The 18,393-nt window shown below is 66.6% G+C and carries 15 protein-coding genes and 1 tRNA gene; 8 read left to right on the forward strand and 8 right to left on the reverse strand.

Features of this window, described 5'->3' with window-relative positions:
• Nucleotides 1-12 precede the first annotated feature (12 nt).
• The gene (locus tag WDLP6_RS11885; protein WP_232077444.1) at nt 13-1,578 is read left to right on the forward strand and encodes an acyl-CoA synthetase; all 1,566 of its coding nucleotides are present in this window, start codon (nt 13-15) and stop codon (nt 1,576-1,578) included.
• 27 nt (nt 1,579-1,605) lie between these two features.
• Here the strand turns inward: WDLP6_RS11885 and WDLP6_RS11890 are convergent, their stop codons facing one another.
• The 8 genes from WDLP6_RS11890 to hpnC form a co-directional block, all read right to left on the reverse strand.
• Entirely contained in the window at nt 1,606-2,868 is a 1,263-nt protein-coding gene (locus tag WDLP6_RS11890; protein ID WP_162592508.1) for an NAD(P)/FAD-dependent oxidoreductase, read from the reverse strand.
• Nucleotides 2,869-2,976: 108 nt separating this feature from the next.
• Nucleotides 2,977-3,336 (reverse strand): hypothetical protein, encoded by a 360-nt coding sequence (locus tag WDLP6_RS11895; protein WP_162592509.1) that lies wholly within the window; start codon nt 3,334-3,336, stop codon nt 2,977-2,979.
• 35 nt (nt 3,337-3,371) lie between these two features.
• Nucleotides 3,372-3,785 (reverse strand): roadblock/LC7 domain-containing protein, encoded by a 414-nt coding sequence (locus WDLP6_RS11900; protein WP_162592510.1) that lies wholly within the window; start codon nt 3,783-3,785, stop codon nt 3,372-3,374.
• A gap of 8 nt (nt 3,786-3,793) precedes the next feature.
• Entirely contained in the window at nt 3,794-4,324 is a 531-nt protein-coding gene (locus WDLP6_RS11905) for a GTP-binding protein (protein WP_162592511.1), read from the reverse strand.
• Nucleotides 4,321-5,007, reverse strand: a complete 687-nt coding sequence (locus WDLP6_RS11910) for a hypothetical protein (protein WP_162592512.1) — start codon at nt 5,005-5,007, stop codon at nt 4,321-4,323. Before WDLP6_RS11910 ends, WDLP6_RS11905 begins: the two co-directional genes overlap by 4 nt.
• 379 nt (nt 5,008-5,386) lie before the next feature.
• On the reverse strand, nt 5,387-6,649 hold the full coding sequence (hpnE, locus tag WDLP6_RS11915) for a hydroxysqualene dehydroxylase HpnE (RefSeq protein ID WP_162592513.1): 1,263 nt from the start codon (nt 6,647-6,649) through the stop codon (nt 5,387-5,389).
• Between the two features lie 31 nt (nt 6,650-6,680).
• The gene (gene hpnD / locus WDLP6_RS11920) at nt 6,681-7,520 is read right to left on the reverse strand and encodes a presqualene diphosphate synthase HpnD (RefSeq protein WP_162592514.1); all 840 of its coding nucleotides are present in this window, start codon (nt 7,518-7,520) and stop codon (nt 6,681-6,683) included.
• Between the two features lie 13 nt (nt 7,521-7,533).
• Nucleotides 7,534-8,400, reverse strand: coding sequence for a squalene synthase HpnC (hpnC, locus tag WDLP6_RS11925; protein WP_232077041.1), 867 nt, complete (start codon nt 8,398-8,400; stop codon nt 7,534-7,536).
• Nucleotides 8,401-8,456: 56 nt separating this feature from the next.
• On the opposite strand from hpnC, the gene WDLP6_RS11930 reads away from it, so the two are divergent.
• The 7 genes from WDLP6_RS11930 (at nt 8,457) to clpX (ending at nt 18,349) form a co-directional block, all read left to right on the forward strand.
• Nucleotides 8,457-10,370: a potassium transporter Kup gene (locus WDLP6_RS11930; protein WP_174259864.1), complete on the forward strand. Its 1,914-nt coding sequence runs from the start codon at nt 8,457-8,459 to the stop codon at nt 10,368-10,370.
• A gap of 99 nt (nt 10,371-10,469) precedes the next feature.
• Nucleotides 10,470-11,642 carry an efflux RND transporter periplasmic adaptor subunit gene (locus WDLP6_RS11935; RefSeq protein ID WP_162592515.1) on the forward strand — a complete coding sequence of 391 codons (1,173 nt, stop codon included), beginning with the start codon at nt 10,470-10,472 and terminating at the stop codon, nt 11,640-11,642.
• Between the two features lie 10 nt (nt 11,643-11,652).
• A complete protein-coding gene (locus WDLP6_RS11940) occupies nt 11,653-14,817 on the forward strand; it encodes an efflux RND transporter permease subunit (protein ID WP_162592516.1) in 3,165 nt (1,054 codons plus the stop codon).
• A 28-nt stretch (nt 14,818-14,845) separates the two neighbouring features.
• Nucleotides 14,846-14,932: transfer RNA gene (locus WDLP6_RS11945), tRNA-Leu, on the forward strand.
• Nucleotides 14,933-14,961: 29 nt separating this feature from the next.
• A complete protein-coding gene (gene tig, locus WDLP6_RS11950; protein WP_162592517.1) occupies nt 14,962-16,275 on the forward strand; it encodes a trigger factor in 1,314 nt (437 codons plus the stop codon).
• A 94-nt stretch (nt 16,276-16,369) separates the two neighbouring features.
• Nucleotides 16,370-16,978 (forward strand): ATP-dependent Clp endopeptidase proteolytic subunit ClpP, encoded by a 609-nt coding sequence (clpP, locus tag WDLP6_RS11955; protein ID WP_162567302.1) that lies wholly within the window; start codon nt 16,370-16,372, stop codon nt 16,976-16,978.
• A 105-nt stretch (nt 16,979-17,083) separates the two neighbouring features.
• A complete protein-coding gene (gene clpX, locus WDLP6_RS11960) occupies nt 17,084-18,349 on the forward strand; it encodes an ATP-dependent Clp protease ATP-binding subunit ClpX (RefSeq protein ID WP_162592518.1) in 1,266 nt (421 codons plus the stop codon).
• Nucleotides 18,350-18,393 lie beyond the last annotated feature (44 nt).

Below are 18,393 nucleotides of genomic sequence, written 5' to 3' on the forward strand. Positions count from 1 at the left end.
GCGGCGCAGGTCATGAACCTCGGGCGCCTGCTCACGCAGACGGCCCAATTGTTCGGGGATCGGCCGGCGCTGATCCAGGAAGGCGGGCCGACCTGGACCTGGGGCGAGATGGAACAGCGCGTGGCCGCGATGGCCGTGGCGCTGCACAAGCTGGGGCTGCGCAAGGGGGACCGCATCCTCGTGCAGTCGCGCAACAACCTGCAGATGTTCGAGAGTTGCTGGGTCGCTTTCCGGCTGGGCTGCATCTGGGTGCCGACCAACTTTCGCCTGACGCCGCCGGAGGTCGCCTACCTGGGTGCGTCCAGCGGGGCAAGCGCCATGATCGTGGAAGACGTGTTCGCGGGCCACACCGATGCCGTGCGCGAAGCATCGCCGGCGCTGAAGCACGTGATCGCGATCGGCCGGCCGCGTGCGGGTGAGCACGCCTACGAGGAACTGGTGCGCGAACATCGCGGCCAGTCCGCAGATCACGAGACCGTCGCCAGCGACGATCCGCTCTGGTTCTTCTATACCTCGGGCACCACCGGACGGCCCAAGGCCGGTGTGCTCACGCATGGGCAGATGGCCTTCGTCGTGACGAACCATCTGGCCGACCTGATCCCGGGAACGACCGAGCACGACCGTTCCATCGCGGTGGCGCCGCTGTCGCACGGCGCGGGCATTCACGCATTGCTGAACGTGGCGCGCGGCGCGGCGACGGTGTTGCCCGCCAGCGAGAAGCTCGACGCCGAGGCGGTCTGGCAGGCGATCGAGAAGCATCGGGTCACGAATCTTTTCACTGTGCCCACGATCGTGAAGCTCCTGGTGGAGCACCCGGCGGTGGACCGCTACGACCACAGTTCGCTGCGCTACATGATCTATGCCGGCGCGCCCATGTACCGCGCCGACCAGAAGCTGGCGCTGCAGAAGCTCGGCAAGGTGCTCGTGCAGTACTTCGGGCTCGGCGAGGTGACCGGCAACATCACCGTGCTGCCGCCCGCCATGCATTCGGATGACGATGCCGACCCGAATGCGAACATCGGATCGTGCGGCCGGGCGCGCACCGGCATGGAAGTGGCGATCCTCGATGCCGCGCTCCAGCGGCTGCCGACGGGGGAGGTCGGTGAAATCTGCTGCCGGGGGCCGGCCGTGTTTTCGGGCTACCACGACAACGCGCAGGCCACCGGGAAGGCGCTGCGCGGCGGCTGGTTCCACACCGGCGACCTCGGCCGCATGGACGCGCGCGGGCTGCTCTACATCACGGGCCGTGAATCCGACATGTACATCTCGGGCGGCTCCAACGTCTATCCGCGCGAAGTGGAAGAAGTGCTGCTGACGCATCCCGCCGTTGCGGAGGTGGCGGTGCTGGGCGTGCCCGATGCCAGATGGGGCGAGGTCGGCGTGGCCATCGTGGTCCGTCGCGAAGGCGCGCAGGTGGACAGCGATGCGCTCATGGCGCATCTGGACGGCCGCTGCGCACGCTATCGCTGGCCGCAGCGCGTGTTCTTCTGGGACATGCTGCCGAAGTCCGGCTACGGGAAGATCGCGAAGAAGGACATCCGGCAACTGCTGCTCGATCGCGGCGAGATCGAGGCCTGATGCCGCCGCGCCGGGGCGGCCGATGGCTCAATGCAGATCCTTGAGCTGAAAGGCGGGTGCCCTTGCCTGCTCGGCGGCCAGGCGAACGCCCTTTGCCAGCAGCCGGCGTGCGAGCATGTGATCGCCCGGGCGGTTGATGGTTTCCACAGCCGCCAGCCGCTCGTTGCGAATGCAGAGGACGGTGTGCGTCCGCCCTTGCGGCTCTGGCAGTACCACGTGCTCGTCATCCACCGAACGCAGGCCGGCAATCTGCAGCTTGATGTCGCCCTGGTCACTCCAGAACCACGGGACCGCGTTGTGCGAGACCGCCTTGCCCATGAGTCGTGCGGCCGCGCTTCGGGCCTGGTCGGACGCGTTCTGAACCGATTCGAGCCGTATCCGCCGACCGGATGCCGCGTCGGGAAAACCTGCCACGTCGCCGATGGCAGAGATCGCCGGATCGGAGGTGAGCAGCTTTTCGTCGACCGAGATGCCGTTGTCGACGGCCAGTCCGGCCTGCGTTGCAAGCTGCGTTCGGGGCTGCGCACCGATGCCGACGACGACGATGTCCGCCGGAAGCGTCTTGCCGTCCGCGGTATGCACGGCGGCGATCTTGCCGTTTCGTCCTTCGAGCGCGGAGACGCCGCAGCCGAACAGCAGGCGCGTACCTTTCTCCGTGTGCGAATCGGCGATGGTTCGCGCGCATTCGGGCGACACGGCGCGGGCCAATGCACGCGCTGCGACGTCGATGACGGTGACGTCGAGCCCGAGCGTGCGGGCGACGGCGGCGAACTCGAGCCCGATGAAGCCTGCGCCGGCCACCACGGCGCGCCGACCGGGTTGGAGACGTGGTCGCAGTCCGTCTGCGTCGCCCAGGGTCTGCAGACCCACGACGCCGTCGAGATCGGCACCCTGCAGGGCCATCTTCCGCGGGCTCGAACCGGTGGCTATCACGAGGTGGTCGTAAGCGATGCGCTGGCCTGATTGCAGCGAGATTCGCTGCGCCGTCCGATCGATGGATTCGGCGCGTGTCTGCACGAGCTGCACGTGTTGATCCTGGAAGAAGCGTTCGGGACGGAAATGCAGATCGGAAGCCGATGCCTTGGCGAGAAGGTAAGCCTTGGAGAGCGGCGGTCGCTGGTAGGGAAGGCTCGCTTCATCGCCCACCAGCAGGATCTTGCCGCCGAAGCCTTCCTGGCGCAGGGATGCACAGCACTGGAATCCTGCGTGGCCCGCGCCGATGATGACGATCTGCTGCATGTCGGCCGGGCCGGGGTGGGGTTCGAATTCGTACGGAATCGGCCGGTTCATCTGCGTGTCTCCTGCGCAGGAATGATCGGCGCGAATGCATGCGCTGTATGTCCCTGCGGAAGGGGACGACAGACATCCCCCTGCCGCCGCCCGGACGCTCAGGTCGGCCTAGACTTTGATCATGGCTTCGGCGTCCTGCACCTTGCGGCGCGCCAGCGCCAGGTTGGCGCGGGCCTTGTCGAGCACGATATAGAAGAACAGGCCCGCGTTCGACGCGATGGGGCGGATGATGTGGTACTGCTTGCCCAGCGTGATCAGGATGTCGTCGATGCTGTCGTTCAACTTGAGCGACTGCATCGTGCGTATCTTGGCGCGCACCACTTCAGTATTGCCGGCAGCCGCCAGCTCGATGTCGACGCCGGAGCCGGCCTGGCCCAGCACCATGCCCGAGTTGCTGTCGACGAGCGCGGCGCACATCGCGCCGTCGATCGACATGGCCTGGCTCAAGGATTGTTCGATGGATGCCATGGTTATCTACTCCCTTTCATTGCAATTGCAGAACGTTAGATCAAAGAAATGGCCTTGCCGATCTCATCGGCGGCCCACAGGGCGGCACCCAGCAGCATGCCGGGTGCCAGCACCATGCACAGCAGCAGCCCGTCGCCCTTGCCCACCGGGCGTATGAGCAACTTGCCGTTCGGACTCTCCACGATCAGGCCGTCGCAGCCTTCATGGCCCACTTCGCGGCTGGCGGCGCGCGCCACGGCGATCAGCGAACCCGCCATGGCTGCGAATTGGGCCGATCGAGGCTCGCCCTGGTAGTGGACCGCGGCGACCTCGAAGCCATCCGGCGTCGCCAGCACCACGGTCGTCACCTTGGAGTGCGACTCGGTGTGTTGCTTCAGGACGGCGACATACCGGTCTCGCTTGGCGTGATGCGCCGAGACGAATGGCTTGCGGTGGCGGGAATTGGTCATGGTGCTGGTCAGTACGTGGGGTCCGGCAGCACGGCGACCAGCAGTTCGAGCGCATCGAGCATCTGCTGCCTGTCCCGTACGTCGACCTGCATCACCGGAACCGCCCAGCCGACACGGCCGGCGAGTTCTTCGGCAAAGTGCTGGATGAGCGCGGGATCCGCCGGCCGCGCAACCAGCACGACGACGGCCGCTTCGGGCGCGAGTTCGCTTGTCATCGCGATGGCGTGCTGCGCATGGTCGATGGCATCGGCCTCCGCGAGATCGACCAGCACCATCACGCCCATCGCGAAGCTGAGCAGCCAGCGGCGCATGAAATCGAAGCGGCTTTGACCGGGACTGCCGTAGACGTGCAATTCATCGCCGTTGCCCAAGCGCACGATGCCGAAGTCCGCGCCAACGGTGGTCGTGGCCTTCGCGTGGCGCTCGGTGTCCAGATTGGCGACATCGCAATCCACCACCGTGTCGCCGCAGAGCGCGCGCACGGCCGTTGTCTTTCCGATGCCCATCTCGCCGAAAAGCACGATGCGTGGTGCATTCATGAGGTGTGCGGCCCCGTGGGCACCGGCGTCGATCGTGCGCCGGAAAGCCATTGCCTTAGCTTGCCGATAAAGCCGGGCGTGGCCTGGCGATCGCCGATGGTCGTATTGACGAGTGCGGCGGCGGGCGCTTCGGAGATATACAGGGCATCCCTGCGTTGCAGGGCATTCAGCAATGCATCGATCTGGGTGGCACTCAATTCGCAATTCTTGACAATCCAGTCCCGTGTCACCGCTTTTCTCGCCATGGCCGCCAATGCTCTCGAATGCGCGGGACTTGCCATTCCCGAATCCAGGCTGACCCAATGCCGGAGTTTGAAAGCGAGTGCGATGTCGCCGCCGAGCGGCATCGGCTGCGACTTGTTGTTGGCATCCCGGAGATTGAGAATACGAACGGCCGCCAGGTCGAGTGCCGCAATGAGCGATGCGACACCGTATGCGGCTTCCAGTCGAACGGCCTGAATCGGGCATGCCTGCTTCGGCGCATCGCCGATGACAAGGGCAACAGCATCCGCGCGCACTTCAATGGCTCGATCGACCACCACGACATCCGCGCCGATCGGTGCCACGGACTCCCACTGAACGATGCTGCGCGTCCGGGCGACATTGAACAATGCGTCGAATCGCATGCCCAGCGAAGCCGGCAGAAGATCGGCACTGATACGAACCGTTTTTTTCATTTCCATTCGACATTCGATGCGGCATCCGGATTCGTCGAGATGAGTGAGTGCGATGAATGATGGATTCAATCTCCACAAAGAATCATCTGCGCGATTGGATGCAAGAAAAGTGCGATGGGCAATAGTACCCACTCGCCGAGAGCCATTCGCCGCATTGCGAGGACTCTCTGCATTTCGCCATCATTGTTCAGATTTGCACTCTCGCATTGATTTGATAATTCCAAATCAATGCGTTAGAACTTCTATTTGCGCTCAGCAGAGTTCAATGCGTATCGAAGATGCTCGGCGGCCAGTCGATCCGGATGCGGGTCTCGAACATGACGAAGACCGAAGACCGAAGACCGAAGACCGAAGACCGAAGACCAAGGGCAGCGGCCGCGCAGCGTCAGAGTGCCTGCACCACCGCGAGCGCGCTGCGCACCGCGCCTTCGATGGTGGAAGGATAGGGGCCATCGATATAGTCGCCGCAGGCCAGCAGGCCCGGCGCGATGTGCAGTCCCGGCCGCACCAGCGCCGGCGTGCAGGCAAAGCTCGCGCGGCGTTCGACCACGGTCTGCACGGCGCGCAGGTCCCTCAGCCCGAGCTGTTGCCGGGCTTGCGCCAGCACCTGGCTTTGCAGCGCGTCACGCGCCTCGTTGCTCGCACTGACGACGAAGGCGAGCAAGCCTCGAGGCCCGCCGAGCTGGCCACGATCGAAGACGAATTGCGCCGGTGCGCCGATGCCCGAGCGCAATGCAAGCAGTGGCGCGGGCAGCGAGGCGTTCGCCGCGACATAGACGGTGGCGATGCCTTCGTGCTGCAGTGCCTCGGTCGTCCGCGACCAGGCCGTCGCGTCGGCGTGCTCCGCGCCAGCGGCGAGGCGCGCGGCTTCCCATGGCGAACAGGCGAGAACCGCGCGATCGAAGTGCTGGCCATCGATCTCCCAGCCGATCGTGCGACGCACGACGGCGTGGACGCGCGTGCCGGCATGGACCGTCGCGCCCTGCACGCCGAGCCAGCGCGCCGCTGCATCCGGCAGCAGGGCGCCGAGATCGACGCGCGGCAGCAGCAGGTCGGCGCCGCCGCGTTCGGCGAACAGGGCATCGTGCAGCACGCGCAGGAAGACCTGGCCGCTGGCCTGTTCGATGCGCGTGTTGAGCGCCGAGACGCACAGGGGCTCGACGAGTTCGCGCACGACGCGCGGCGTCAGCGGTCCGCAGAGCGCGGCCACCGTGGCGCCGGGTTCGCAGCGAAAGCCGCTCGCGCGCCAGCCGATGGCGGTGCGCAGCAGCGCGGTCTTGTCGCGCCAGGACCAGCCGCGCGCATGGACGATGCCGGCCAGCAGGTCGAGCGATGGCGGCCATCGGGGCACTTGCAGACCGCCGCCATCCGGAAAACGCAAGGTGAGCGGCAAGCGAAGCAGCACCGTCTCGGGATCGACGCCGACCGTTCGCATCAGCGCCAGCGTGGCGGCATAGGCGCCGATCAGGATGTGCTGGCCGTTGTCGAGCATCACCGGCTGACCGTCTGGCATCTGCGCCGGCAATGCGCGTGCGCGTCCCCCGAGCGTGCGCGCGGCCTCGAAAACGCTGACCGAATGTCCGCCGCGCGTGGCTTCGATCGCGCAGGCCAGGCCGGCCCAGCCGGCGCCGACGATCGCGACCTTCATGGACGCGAAGGCCGCCGCCGAGGGGGTGCCGTCATAGCTTGCCGAGCGCCTGCACGCGCCAGGCCAGCCAGAGCTTGCGCACCGGCGTCAGGCTGACACGCTGATGCAGCACCTGGAAGTTGTCGCGCTCGATCTCGCGCAGCAGGGTGCGGTAGATGCTGGCCATCATCAGCCCCGGTTTCTGCGTCCGGCGATCGGCCGGCGGGAGCAGGGCGATCGCCTCGTCGTAGGCCGCCTGCGCGCGCGCCGTCTGGAATTTCATGAGGGCGACGAAGCGTTCGGAGTGCACGCGGTTCAGTATCTCGTGCGCCTTGACGTCGAAACGCTGCAGCTCGTCGACCGGCAGGTAGATGCGTCCGCGCAAGGCGTCCTCGCCGACGTCGCGGATGATGTTGGTCAGCTGCAGCGCCAGGCCCAGCTTGTGGGCATAGGCGGTGGTCTGCGGATCGGTCTGGCCGAAGATGCGCGCCGCGCCTTCGCCGACCACGCCGGCCACCAGGTGGCAGTAGCGCCGCAGCGCGGGAAAGTCGAGGTAGCGCGTCTGCTCGAGGTCCATCTGGCAGCCCGCGATGACCTCGTGCAGCTGGCGTTCCTCGATGCCGTAGGCCGCGGCATGCGGCATCAGCGCCTGCATCACCGGATGGTGCGGCTGGCCGGCGAAGGATTGGGCGACCTCGGTGCGCCACCATGCGAGCTTGGTCGCCGCGACGCCGGGATCGCTGACTTCGTCGACCACGTCGTCGATCTCGCGGCAGAACGCATAGAAGGCGGTGATGGCTGCGCGCCGCGGCTTCGGCAGGAACAGGAAGGCGTAGTAGAAGCTGCTGCCCGAGGCCGCCGCCTTGTCCTGGACGTACTGCTCGGGATTCATCGTGAGGGCCTCATCATGCGGGCGATTGTCTCCGCATCCCGAAGGCCCGCCAGGCCATCGGCAGCATGTCGGCCTTGCCGAGGGTCGGGCGCCGCGAGAAGCTATCGCAGCCTTGCGCCTCGATCCGGTCGAGGATGCGCTGGCCGCCCTGCACGACGAAGCGCAGCTCCCAGCCCGCACGCCCCGGCAGCCGGTGCACCAGCGGCGCGCCCTCGCGCATCAGTGCGCGGGCCCAGGCCACTTCGGTCGCCACCAGTGCGATGGCGGCCGGCGGCGGCGCGGCGGGCGCGAGCGGCCTGAACGTCCTGAAGTCCCGGCCCGCCAGGCCGTGCATCGCGCTGTCGGCGCGCGGCAGATAGAAGCGGCCGCGCGGAAGATCGACGCTGAGGTCCTGCCAGAAGTTGATGAGCTGCAAGGCGCTGCAGATGGCATCGCTCTGCGCCAGCGCGATCGCGTCATCGACGCCGTAGAGATGCAGCAGCAGGCGGCCGACCGGGTTGGCCGAGCGGCGGCAATAGTCCAGCAGTCCACCGCGGTCGGCATAGCCGCTGCCGTCGCGCGTCTTCTCGATGTCCTGCATGAAGGCCGAGAGCAGATCGGCCAGCAACCGCTCGGGCAGCGCGAACGCGTGCATTGCCTGCGCGAGCGGACCGAACACGCCGGGCCAGCGCGCCGAAGGCGCCTTGCCGCGTGCCACGGCGCCGAGATCGGCGCGGAAGGCATGCAGGTCGTCGAGCCGCTGCGCCGGGTCGGCGTCGCCTTCGTCGGCGATGTCGTCGGCCGTGCGCGCGAAGCCGTAGATGGCGGCGATCGGCGGCCGCAATCGCGGTGGGCACAGCCAGGAGGCGACCGGAAAATTCTCGTAGTGGGTGGATGGCACGCGGCGGATTGTGCGGCACGACCCGGTACGATCGGCCCCGCCAACGGCTCCATTCGATGAACACGACGACGCAGAAACTGAATCCCGCGGATGCTGCGCCTCGTGCGCACGCCGGTCCCGCCCTGATGATCGCCGCGCTGGGCGTGGTCTTCGGGGACATCGGCACTTCGCCGCTCTATGCCTTCAAGGAGACGATGAACCCGGCGCACGGCGTGCCGTTCACGCCGCAGGCGGTGCTGGGGCTGCTGTCGCTGATCTTCTGGGGGTTGATGTTCGTCGTGACGCTGAAGTACGTGGTGTTCGTGTTGCGTGCCGACCACGACGGCGAGGGCGGCATCCTGGCGCTGCAGGCGCTGGCGCGCAACGCGGTCACCGGCCCGACGACCCGGCCCTGGGTCTGGCACGCGATCGGGCTGCTGGGCCTGGTCGGCGCCGCGATGTTCTATGGCGACAGCCTGATCACGCCCGCCATCTCGGTCCTGTCGGCGGTCGAAGGGCTGGAGGTGGAGGCGCCGGGCCTGCAGCACTTCGTGATCCCGATCACGATGCTGATCCTGATCGGCCTTTTCGCCGTGCAGCGCAAGGGCACCGGGGTGGTGGGCAAGGTGTTCGGCCCGGTGATGCTGCTGTGGTTTCTCGTGATCGCACTGGCGGGCCTGTGGCAGGTGCTGCGGCAGCCGCAGGTGCTGGCCGCGCTGGATCCGCGCTACGCGATCGGCTTCCTCGTGGTTCACCATGCGCAATCGCTCGCGGTGCTGGGCGCGGTCTTCCTGGCCTTCACCGGCGGCGAGGCGCTCTATGCGGACATGGGGCATTTCGGCGCGAAGCCGATCCGGCTGGCGTGGCTCTTCATCGCGCTGCCCGGGCTGGTGCTCAACTATTTCGGCCAGGGCGCGCTGGTGCTGGCGAATCCCGCGGCCATCGACAACCCCTTCTTCCGGCTCTTTCCTTCGTGGGCGGTGTTGCCGATGGTGGTGCTGGCCGCGATGGCCACGGTGATTGCGTCGCAGGCGGTCATCTCGGGCGCGTTCTCGCTCACGGCGCAGGCCATGCGCATGGCCTACCTGCCGCGCATGCGCGTGGTGCAGACCTCGGGCGACGCCATCGGACAGATCTACGTGCCTGGCATCAACTGGCTGCTGATGGTGGGCGTGCTGCTGCTGGTGCTGGGCTTTCGCAGTTCGAGCGCGCTGTCGGCGGCCTACGGCATCGCGGTCTCGATCACGATGGTCACCACCACGCTGCTGGCCGGCGTGGTGGCGTTCCGGCTCTGGCGCTGGAACCGCGTGGCGGTCGTGATCAGCGTGCTGCTGTTCGCGGTGGTCGACGTGACCTTCGTGATCGCCAACAGCCTCAAGATCGCCGAAGGCGGCTGGATCACGCTGGCGGTGGCGGTGCTCGTGATGATCGTGTTCACCACCTGGGCCAAGGGCCGCCGCCTGGGGCTGGAGGCGGCGGAGGCGGAGCGCCTGCCGCTGGTGCCCTTCGTCGCGTCGCTGGCGGCCCATATGCCGCACCGGGTCAGGGGCACGGCTGTGTTCCTCAACGCGGATGCCGATTCGGTGCCGCATGCGCTGCTGCACAACCTCAAGCACAACCAGGTGCTGCACGAACAGGTGATCGTGCTGCGCGTGCTGACCTGCGACACGCCGCGCGTCGACGCTCGCCTGCGCATCGAGGCCGAGCCGCTCGGCCACGGCGTGTGGGTCGTCACCGCGCGGCATGGCTACATGGAGCGGCCCGACGTGCCCGAATTCATCCGTATCCTGGCCTACCAGAAGGGCCTGGCCTGCGATTCGATGACCACCTCGTACTTCGTTTCCCGTGCCTCGGTGGGCGACGAACAGTTGCCGGGCATGAACCCGGTGCGCCGGGCCTTGTTCGGATGGATGCAGCGCAACGCCGGACGCGCGTCCGACTACTTCGAACTGCCCGGCAACCGGCTGGTCGAAATGGGACAGCGGACTTAGCGACGCCGCGCAGGCTGTCATTGACAGCGATTGGCGTATACCCTAGATTACTAACCGGCTGGTCATTAATGACCCCGTTCGGCTTTTCAAGGGTGTTCCATGACCGCGTCGCTTTTCTCTCCGACTCACCCCCGCGCCTGGCTGTTGCTGGCCGTCCTCGCGCTGGCCGGCTGCTCGCGGCCGCCTGCCGCCGAGGAGCCGGTGCGCGCGGTCAAGGTCATGGCCGTCGGTACCAGCGCCTATGGCACCGAGCCGGAGTTTTCCGGGCAGGTGCAGGCGCGCATCGAATCCGGCCTCGGCTTCCGGGTGGCCGGCAAGATCACGCGCCGGCAGGTCGACCTCGGCCAGCACGTGCAGGCGGGCCAGGTGCTGGCGCAGCTCGACCCTCAGGACTTTCGGCTCGCTGCCGAGGCCGCGCGTGCGCAGCAGGCCGCCGCGCTGACCAACCGCGACCTGGCGGCCGCGGACCTCAAGCGCTATCGCCAATTGCTCGAGCAGAAATTCATCAGCGGCGCCGACCTGGAAAAGCGCGAGACCACCTACAAGGCCGCGCAGGCCCAACTGGAGCAGGCGCAGGCGCAGCTGAGCTCGCAGGGCAACCAGGCCGCCTACACGACGCTGGTGGCCGATGTTCCCGGCATCGTGACCGCGGTCCAGGCAGAGCCGGGGCAGGTCGTCTCGGCCGGCATGCCGGTGCTGCGCATCGCTCAGGACGGCGCGCGCGACGTGGTGTTCGCCGTGCCCGAAGACCGCGCGGCGCTCATCAAGCCGGGTTCACCCGTCAGCGTGCGCGGCTGGGCCGGCGGCAGCGCGCTCGAGGGCAAGGTGCGTGAAGTGGCGGCCAGCGCCGATGCCGTCACGCGCACCTATGCGGTCAAGGTGGCGATCGATCCGGCGACAGCGCCGGCGCTGGGTGCGACGGTCTACGCACGGCCGCAGGCGCTGTCGCACGCCGGCGCGCCGGTGCTGAAGCTGCCGACCAGCGCGCTGCGCCAGGAAGGAAAGGGCACGGCGGTCTGGGTGCTCGACAAGGACAGCATGACCGTGCGTTCGCAGCCGGTCCAGGTCGCGACCGCCGACGGCAACGACGCGGTGATCGCCGAAGGCATCGAGCCGGGCATGCTGGTGGTGGTGGCCGGCGTGCACGTGCTGTCGCCGGGGCAGAAGGTGTCGATCTACCGGGAAAAGTCGGCCACAGCGCCGGCGGGCCCGGCGCAGCAGGACGGCAGGATGCCGGCACCCGCGACCGCTGCTGCGGTCGCCCTGCGCTGAGTCCGCGTTCATGAGCTCGCAGACCGCCGAGACCGGCAAGCCCGGCTTCAATCTCTCGAAATGGGCGCTCGACCATGCGCCGCTCACGCGCTACCTGATGGTGGTGCTGATCGTGCTGGGCTTCGCGTCCTACTTCCAGCTCGGGCAGGACGAGGATCCGCCGTTCACCTTCCGTGCGATGGTGATCCGCACCTACTGGCCCGGCGCGACCGCGCAGCAGATGGCCGAGCAGGTGACGGACAAGCTCGAGCGCACGCTGCAGGAAGCACCCTATGCGGACAAGATCCGCAGCTACTCCAAGCCCGGCGAGTCGCAGATCATCTTCGAGATCAAGGATTCGTCGAAGTCGGCCGACGTGCCGAACGTCTGGTACACGGTGCGCAAGGACATCGGCGACATGCGCAGCACCTTGCCGGCGGGCATCCAGGGGCCGTTCTTCAACGACGATTTCGGCGATGTCTACGGCGTGATCTACGCGCTGGAAGGCGACGGCTTCAGCTATGCCGAGCTCAAGACCTTTTCCGACGACGTGCGTCAGCGGCTGCTGCGCGTGAAGGACGTCGCCAAGGTCGATCCGTTCGGCATCCAGGACGAGAAGGTGTACGTCGAGGTGTCGCAAAAGCGCGTGGCGCAGCTCGGGCTGGACTTCAATGCGGTGCTGGCGCAGATCGGATCGCAGAACGCGGTCGAGAGCGCGGGCACCATCCAGTCGCCGCAGGACGTGGTGCAGGTGCGCGTTGCCGGGCAGTTCACCAGCGTCGAGCAGCTGCGCGCGATGCCGATCCGGGGCAGTTCCGGCAACCAGTTGCGCCTGGGCGACATCGCTGACATCCACCGCGGCTACGTCGATCCGCCGGCGGTCAAGGTGCGGCACCAGGGCAACGAGGTGATCGCGCTCGGCGTCTCGATGGCCAAGGGCGGCGACATCATCGCGCTCGGCAAGGCGCTGAAGCTCGCCACGGCCGGCATCCAGAAACAGTTGCCGGTCGGCGTGAACCTCGCGCAGGTGCAGGACCAGCCGGTGTCGGTCGCCGACTCGGTCAACGAATTCGTCGGCGTGCTGATCGAGGCGGTGGCCATCGTGCTGGCCGTGAGCTTCATCGCGCTCGGGCTGCACAAGGGCGGGCGCTTCGGCTGGTACGTCGACATCCGGCCCGGGCTGGTGGTGGCGATCACCATTCCGCTGGTGCTGGCCGTGACCTTCCTGGCCATGAACTACTTCGGCATCGGGCTGCACAAGATATCGCTCGGCTCGCTGATCATCGCGCTCGGCCTCTTGGTCGACGACGCGATCATCGCGGTCGAGATGATGGTGCGCAAGATGGAGGAAGGCTACGACAAGGTGCGCGCCGCCACCTTCGCCTACGACGTGACGGCCAAGCCGATGCTCACGGGCACGCTGATCACGGCGGCCGGCTTCCTGCCGATCGGCCTTGCGAAATCGGTGACGGGCGAATACACCTTCGCGATCTTCGCGGTCACGGTGATCGCGCTGGTGCTGAGCTGGATCGTCTCGGTGTACTTCGTGCCCTACCTCGGCACGCTGCTGCTCAAGGTCAAGCCGCACGACCCCGAAGCGCCGCCGCACGAACTCTTCGACACGCCCTTCTACAACACCTTCCGCCGCATGGTGAACGGGTGCGTGGAACACCGCTGGCTCACCATCGGCGCGACGCTGCTGACCTTTGCGCTCGGCATCGCCGGCATGGGCCGCGTGCAGCAGCAGTTCTTTCCCGATTCGAGCCGGCCCGAGATCCTGGTCGAACTGTGGTTTCCTGAAGGCACCTCCTTCGCGGCCAACGAGCAGGTGGCCAAACGGGTCGAGGCGCGGCTGCTGAAAGAGGAAGGCATCGCCACTGTCACCAGCTGGATCGGATCCGGCGTGCCGCGCTTCTATCTGCCGCTGGACCAGGTTTTCCCGCAGAGCAACGTGTCGCAGATGATCGTGCTGGCCAAGGACTTGAAGGTGCGCGAGACGCTGCGCATCAAGCTGCCGGCCGTGCTCGCAGAGGAGGCGCCCGAGGCGCGCGGCCGCGTCAAGCTGCTGCCCAACGGGCCGCCGGTGCCGTACCCGGTGCAGTTCCGCGTGATCGGCACCGACCCCGCCCAGCTGCGTGTGCATGCCGACGAGGTGAAGGCGGTGATGCGCGGCAACCCCAACATGCGCGGCGTCAACGACAACTGGAACGAGTCGGTGAAAGTGATCCGCCTGGACGTCGACCAGGCCAAGGCGCGCGCACTCGGCGTGACGAGCCAGGCGATCGCGCAGGCCTCGCGCACCATGTTCAGCGGCACGACGGTCGGCCAGTACCGCGAGAACGATCTGCTGATCGACATCGTGCTGCGGCAGTCGCCCGACGAGCGCGAGGCGATCTCGGACATCGGCAATGCCTACCTGCCGACCAGTTCGGGCGCGTCGATTCCGCTGGCGCAGATCGCCAGGGCGGTCTTCACCTGGGAGCCCGGCGTGATGTGGCGCCAGAACCGCGACTACGCGATCACCGTGCAGGGCGACATCGTCGAAGGGCTTCAGGGCGCGACCGTCACCGGCCAGCTGCTGCCGAAGCTGCGCGAACTCGAAGCCAAATGGCATGCCGACGGCGACGGCGCCTACCGCATCGAGGTCGCCGGTGCGGTCGAGGAGAGCAGCAAGGGCTCGGCCTCGATCGTGGCCGGCGTGCCGATCATGCTGTTCCTGGTGTTCACGCTGCTGATGCTGCAGCTGCACAGCTTCAGCCGTTCGCTGCTGGTGTTCATCACCGGGCCGCTGGGCATTGCCGGCGTGGCGATGGCGTTGCTGGTGCTGGACCGGCCCTTCGGCTTCGTCGCGCTGCTCGGCGTGATCGCACTGATGGGGATGATCCAGCGCAACGCCGTGATCCTGATCGACCAGATCGAGCACGACCGCGCGGCCGGCGTGCCGACCTGGGACGCCATCGTCGAATCCGCGGTGCGGCGGCTGCGGCCGATCGTGCTGACCGCGGCGGCGGCGGTGCTGGCGATGATCCCGCTGTCGCGCAGCGTGTTCTGGGGGCCGATGGCGGTCGCGATCATGGGCGGGCTGATCGTCGCCACTGTGCTGACGCTGCTGGCATTGCCTGCGATGTATGCCGCCTGGTTCCGGGTCCGGCGCGAGGGTGAGGTGCAGCCGGAAGAGGGTCTGGTTAGCGTTTAAAATGCGCGGTTGCCTGAAATACGGGACCGCGCGGGTGGCGAAATTGGTAGACGCACCAGGTTTAGGTCCTGACGCCAGCAATGGCGTGCCGGTTCGAGTCCGGCCCCGCGCACCAGACACAGACCCTCACAAGGAAGACACAAAATGACCGTGAACGTTGAAACCCTCGAGAAGCTCGAACGCAAGATCACGCTGACCTTGCCCGTCGGCACCATCCAGTCCGAGGTCGATTCGCGCCTCAAGAAGCTGGCCCGCACCGTCAAGATGGACGGCTTTCGTCCAGGCAAGGTGCCGATGAACGTCGTGGCCCAGCGCTACGGTTATACCGTCCACTACGAGGTCATGAACGACAAGGTCGGCGAGGCCTTCTCGCAGGCGGCCAACGAAGCCAAGCTGCGCGTCGCCGGTCAGCCGCGCATCACCGAGAAGGAAGACTCGCCCGAAGGCGAACTCGCGTTCGACGCCGTCTTCGAGGTCTTCCCCGACGTCAAGATCAGCGACCTGTCCGCAGCCGTTGTCGACAAGCTCAGCGCCGACGTGGGCGACGAGGCGATCGACAAGACGCTCGACATCCTGCGCAAGCAGCGCCGCACCTTCGCGCAGCGCGCGCAGGACGCCGCCGCGCAGAACGACGACCGCGTCACGGTCGATTTCGAAGGCAAGATCGACGGCGAACCCTTCCAGGGCGGCAAGGCCGAGGACTTCCAATTCATCATCGGCGAAGGCCAGATGCTCAAGGAATTCGAGGACGCGGTGCGCGGTCTCAAGGCCGGCGACAGCCGCACCTTCCCGCTCTCGTTCCCCGCCGACTACCACGGCAAGGACGTGGCCGGCAAGCAGGCCGACTTCATGGTCACCGTGAAGAAGATCGAGTCCACCCACCTGCCCGAAGTCAACGAGCAGCTCGCCAAGTCGCTCGGCATCGCCGAAGCCACGGTCGAGGGCTTGCGCGCCGACATCAAGCGCAACCTGGAGCGCGAAGTCAAGTTCCGCCTGCTGGCCCGCAACAAGAACGCGGTGATGGACACGCTGATCGCCAACGCCGAACTCGACCTGCCGAAGTCGAGCGTGCAGGCCGAGGTCGACCGCATGGTCGAGGGCGCGCGCGCCGAACTCAAGCAGCGCGGCATCAAGGATGCCGACAAGGCGCCGATCCCCGACGACGTGTTCCGCCCGCAGGCCGAGCGCCGCGTGCGCCTGGGCCTGGTGGTGGCCGAGCTGGTGCGCGCCAACAACCTGCAGGCCAAGCCGGAGCAGATCAAGGCCCACATCGACGAACTCGCGGCCAGCTATGAGAAGCCGGCCGACGTGGTGCGCTGGTATTTCAGCGACAACCGCCGGCTGGCCGAGGTCGAGGCGGTCGTGATCGAGAACAACGTGACGGATTTCGTGCTCGGCAAGGCCAAGGTCAATGCCAAGTCGGTGTCCTTCGACGAGCTGATGGCGCAACAGGGCTGAGCACGCCGGCCGGCCTGCGATCCATGGGGCTTGTGCTTTGCAGCACGAGCCCCATGTCGTCTGGGTACAGTACCAACCCCTCTGGAGAGCAAACATGAGCGCACAGGAAATTCAGGGCCTCGGCATGGTTCCGATGGTCATCGAGCAATCGGGTCGCGGCGAGCGGTCCTATGACATCTATTCGCGCCTGCTCAAGGAGCGTGTGATCTTCCTGGTCGGCGAAGTCAACGACCAGACCGCCAACCTCGTGGTCGCGCAGCTGCTGTTCCTGGAGAGCGAGAACCCCGACAAGGACATCTCGTTCTACATCAACTCCCCCGGCGGCAGCGTGAGCGCCGGCATGGCGATCTACGACACCATGCAGTTCATCAAGCCCGACGTGTCGACGCTGTGCATCGGCTTCGCGGCGAGCATGGGCGCCTTCCTGCTGGCGGCCGGCGAGAAGGGCAAGCGTTTTTCGCTGCCCAATTCGAAGGTCATGATCCACCAGGTGCTCGGCGGCGCCCGCGGGCAGGCCACCGACATCGAGATCCACGCACGCGACATCCTCAAGACGCGCGAGCAGATGAACCGGATCCTGGCCGAGCGCACCGGCCAGTCGCTGGAGAAGATCGCGCGCGACACCGAACGCGATTACTTCCTGACCGCGGACGAATCCAAGGAATACGGCCTGATCGACCAAGTGATCGCCAAGCGCAGTTGAGTTCCAAGGCGCTGCGGCGTCCCGGCAACAGCGGCGTTTTCCACACGGAGAACGCCGTTTTTGTTTCGCTATCATTGCTACACCCCTGTTACGAGGCATTTGCCCATGGCCGAGAAAAAAGGCTCCTCCAGCGAAAAAACGCTTTACTGCTCGTTCTGCGGGAAGAGTCAGCACGAGGTCAAGAAGCTCATCGCGGGACCTTCGGTCTTCATCTGCGATGAATGCATCGACCTGTGCAACGAGATCATCCGCGACGAGCTTCCCGCCGGTGAAGAGACGCGCGAGGCGCGCAGCGACCTGCCCACGCCGCTCGAGATCAAGTCCAACCTCGACAGCTATGTGATCGGCCAGGAGCCCGCCAAGCGCATGCTGGCGGTCGCGGTCTACAACCATTACAAACGTCTGCGCCACAAGGAAAAGGCCAAGAGCGACGATGTCGAACTCAGCAAGAGCAACATTCTGCTGATCGGACCGACCGGCTCCGGCAAGACGCTGCTCGCCCAGACCCTGGCGCGCATGCTCGACGTGCCCTTCGTGATGGCCGACGCCACCACGCTGACCGAGGCCGGCTACGTCGGCGAGGACGTCGAGAACATCATCCAGAAGCTGCTGCAGAGCTGCAACTACGAAGTGGAGCGCGCGCAGCGCGGCATCGTCTACATCGACGAGATCGACAAGATTTCGCGCAAGTCCGACAACCCATCGATCACGCGCGACGTGTCGGGCGAGGGCGTGCAGCAGGCCCTGCTCAAGCTGATCGAAGGCACCATGGCCAGCGTGCCGCCGCAGGGCGGGCGCAAGCACCCCAACCAGGACTTCCTGCAGATCGACACCACCAACATCCTGTTCATCTGCGGCGGTGCCTTTGCCGGCCTCGAGAAGGTGATCGAGAACCGCACCGAAGCCTCGGGCATCGGCTTCGGCGCTTCGGTCAAGAGCAAGAAGCAGCGCAGCATCACCGAGGTGTTCAAGGAAGTCGAGCCGGAGGACCTGATCAAGTTCGGCCTGATCCCCGAACTCGTCGGCCGGATGCCGGTCGTCGCTTCGCTGGCCGAGCTCAGCGAAGACGCGCTGGTGCAGATCCTGACCGAGCCGAAGAACGCGGTGGTCAAGCAGTTCACCAAGCTGCTGCTCATGGAAGGCGTCGACCTCGAGATCCGTCCCGCGGCGCTCAAGGCGATCGCGCGCAAGGCGCTGGCCCGCAAGACGGGCGCGCGCGGACTGCGCTCGATCCTCGAGCAATCGCTGATCGACACCATGTTCGAACTGCCGAATGCCACCAACGTCGACAAGGTCGTGGTCGAAGAATCCACAATCGACGAAAACAAGCCGCCGCTGCTCGTGTACCGCGAGGCGGCCAAGAAGGCCTGAGTGAACTTCGGGCCGGCCGCTTCCCTCCGGGCGTCCGGCGTCTT

The sequence above is a fragment of the Variovorax sp. PBL-E5 genome (assembly GCF_901827185.1).
In the GTDB taxonomy this organism is placed as follows: domain Bacteria; phylum Pseudomonadota; class Gammaproteobacteria; order Burkholderiales; family Burkholderiaceae_C; genus Variovorax.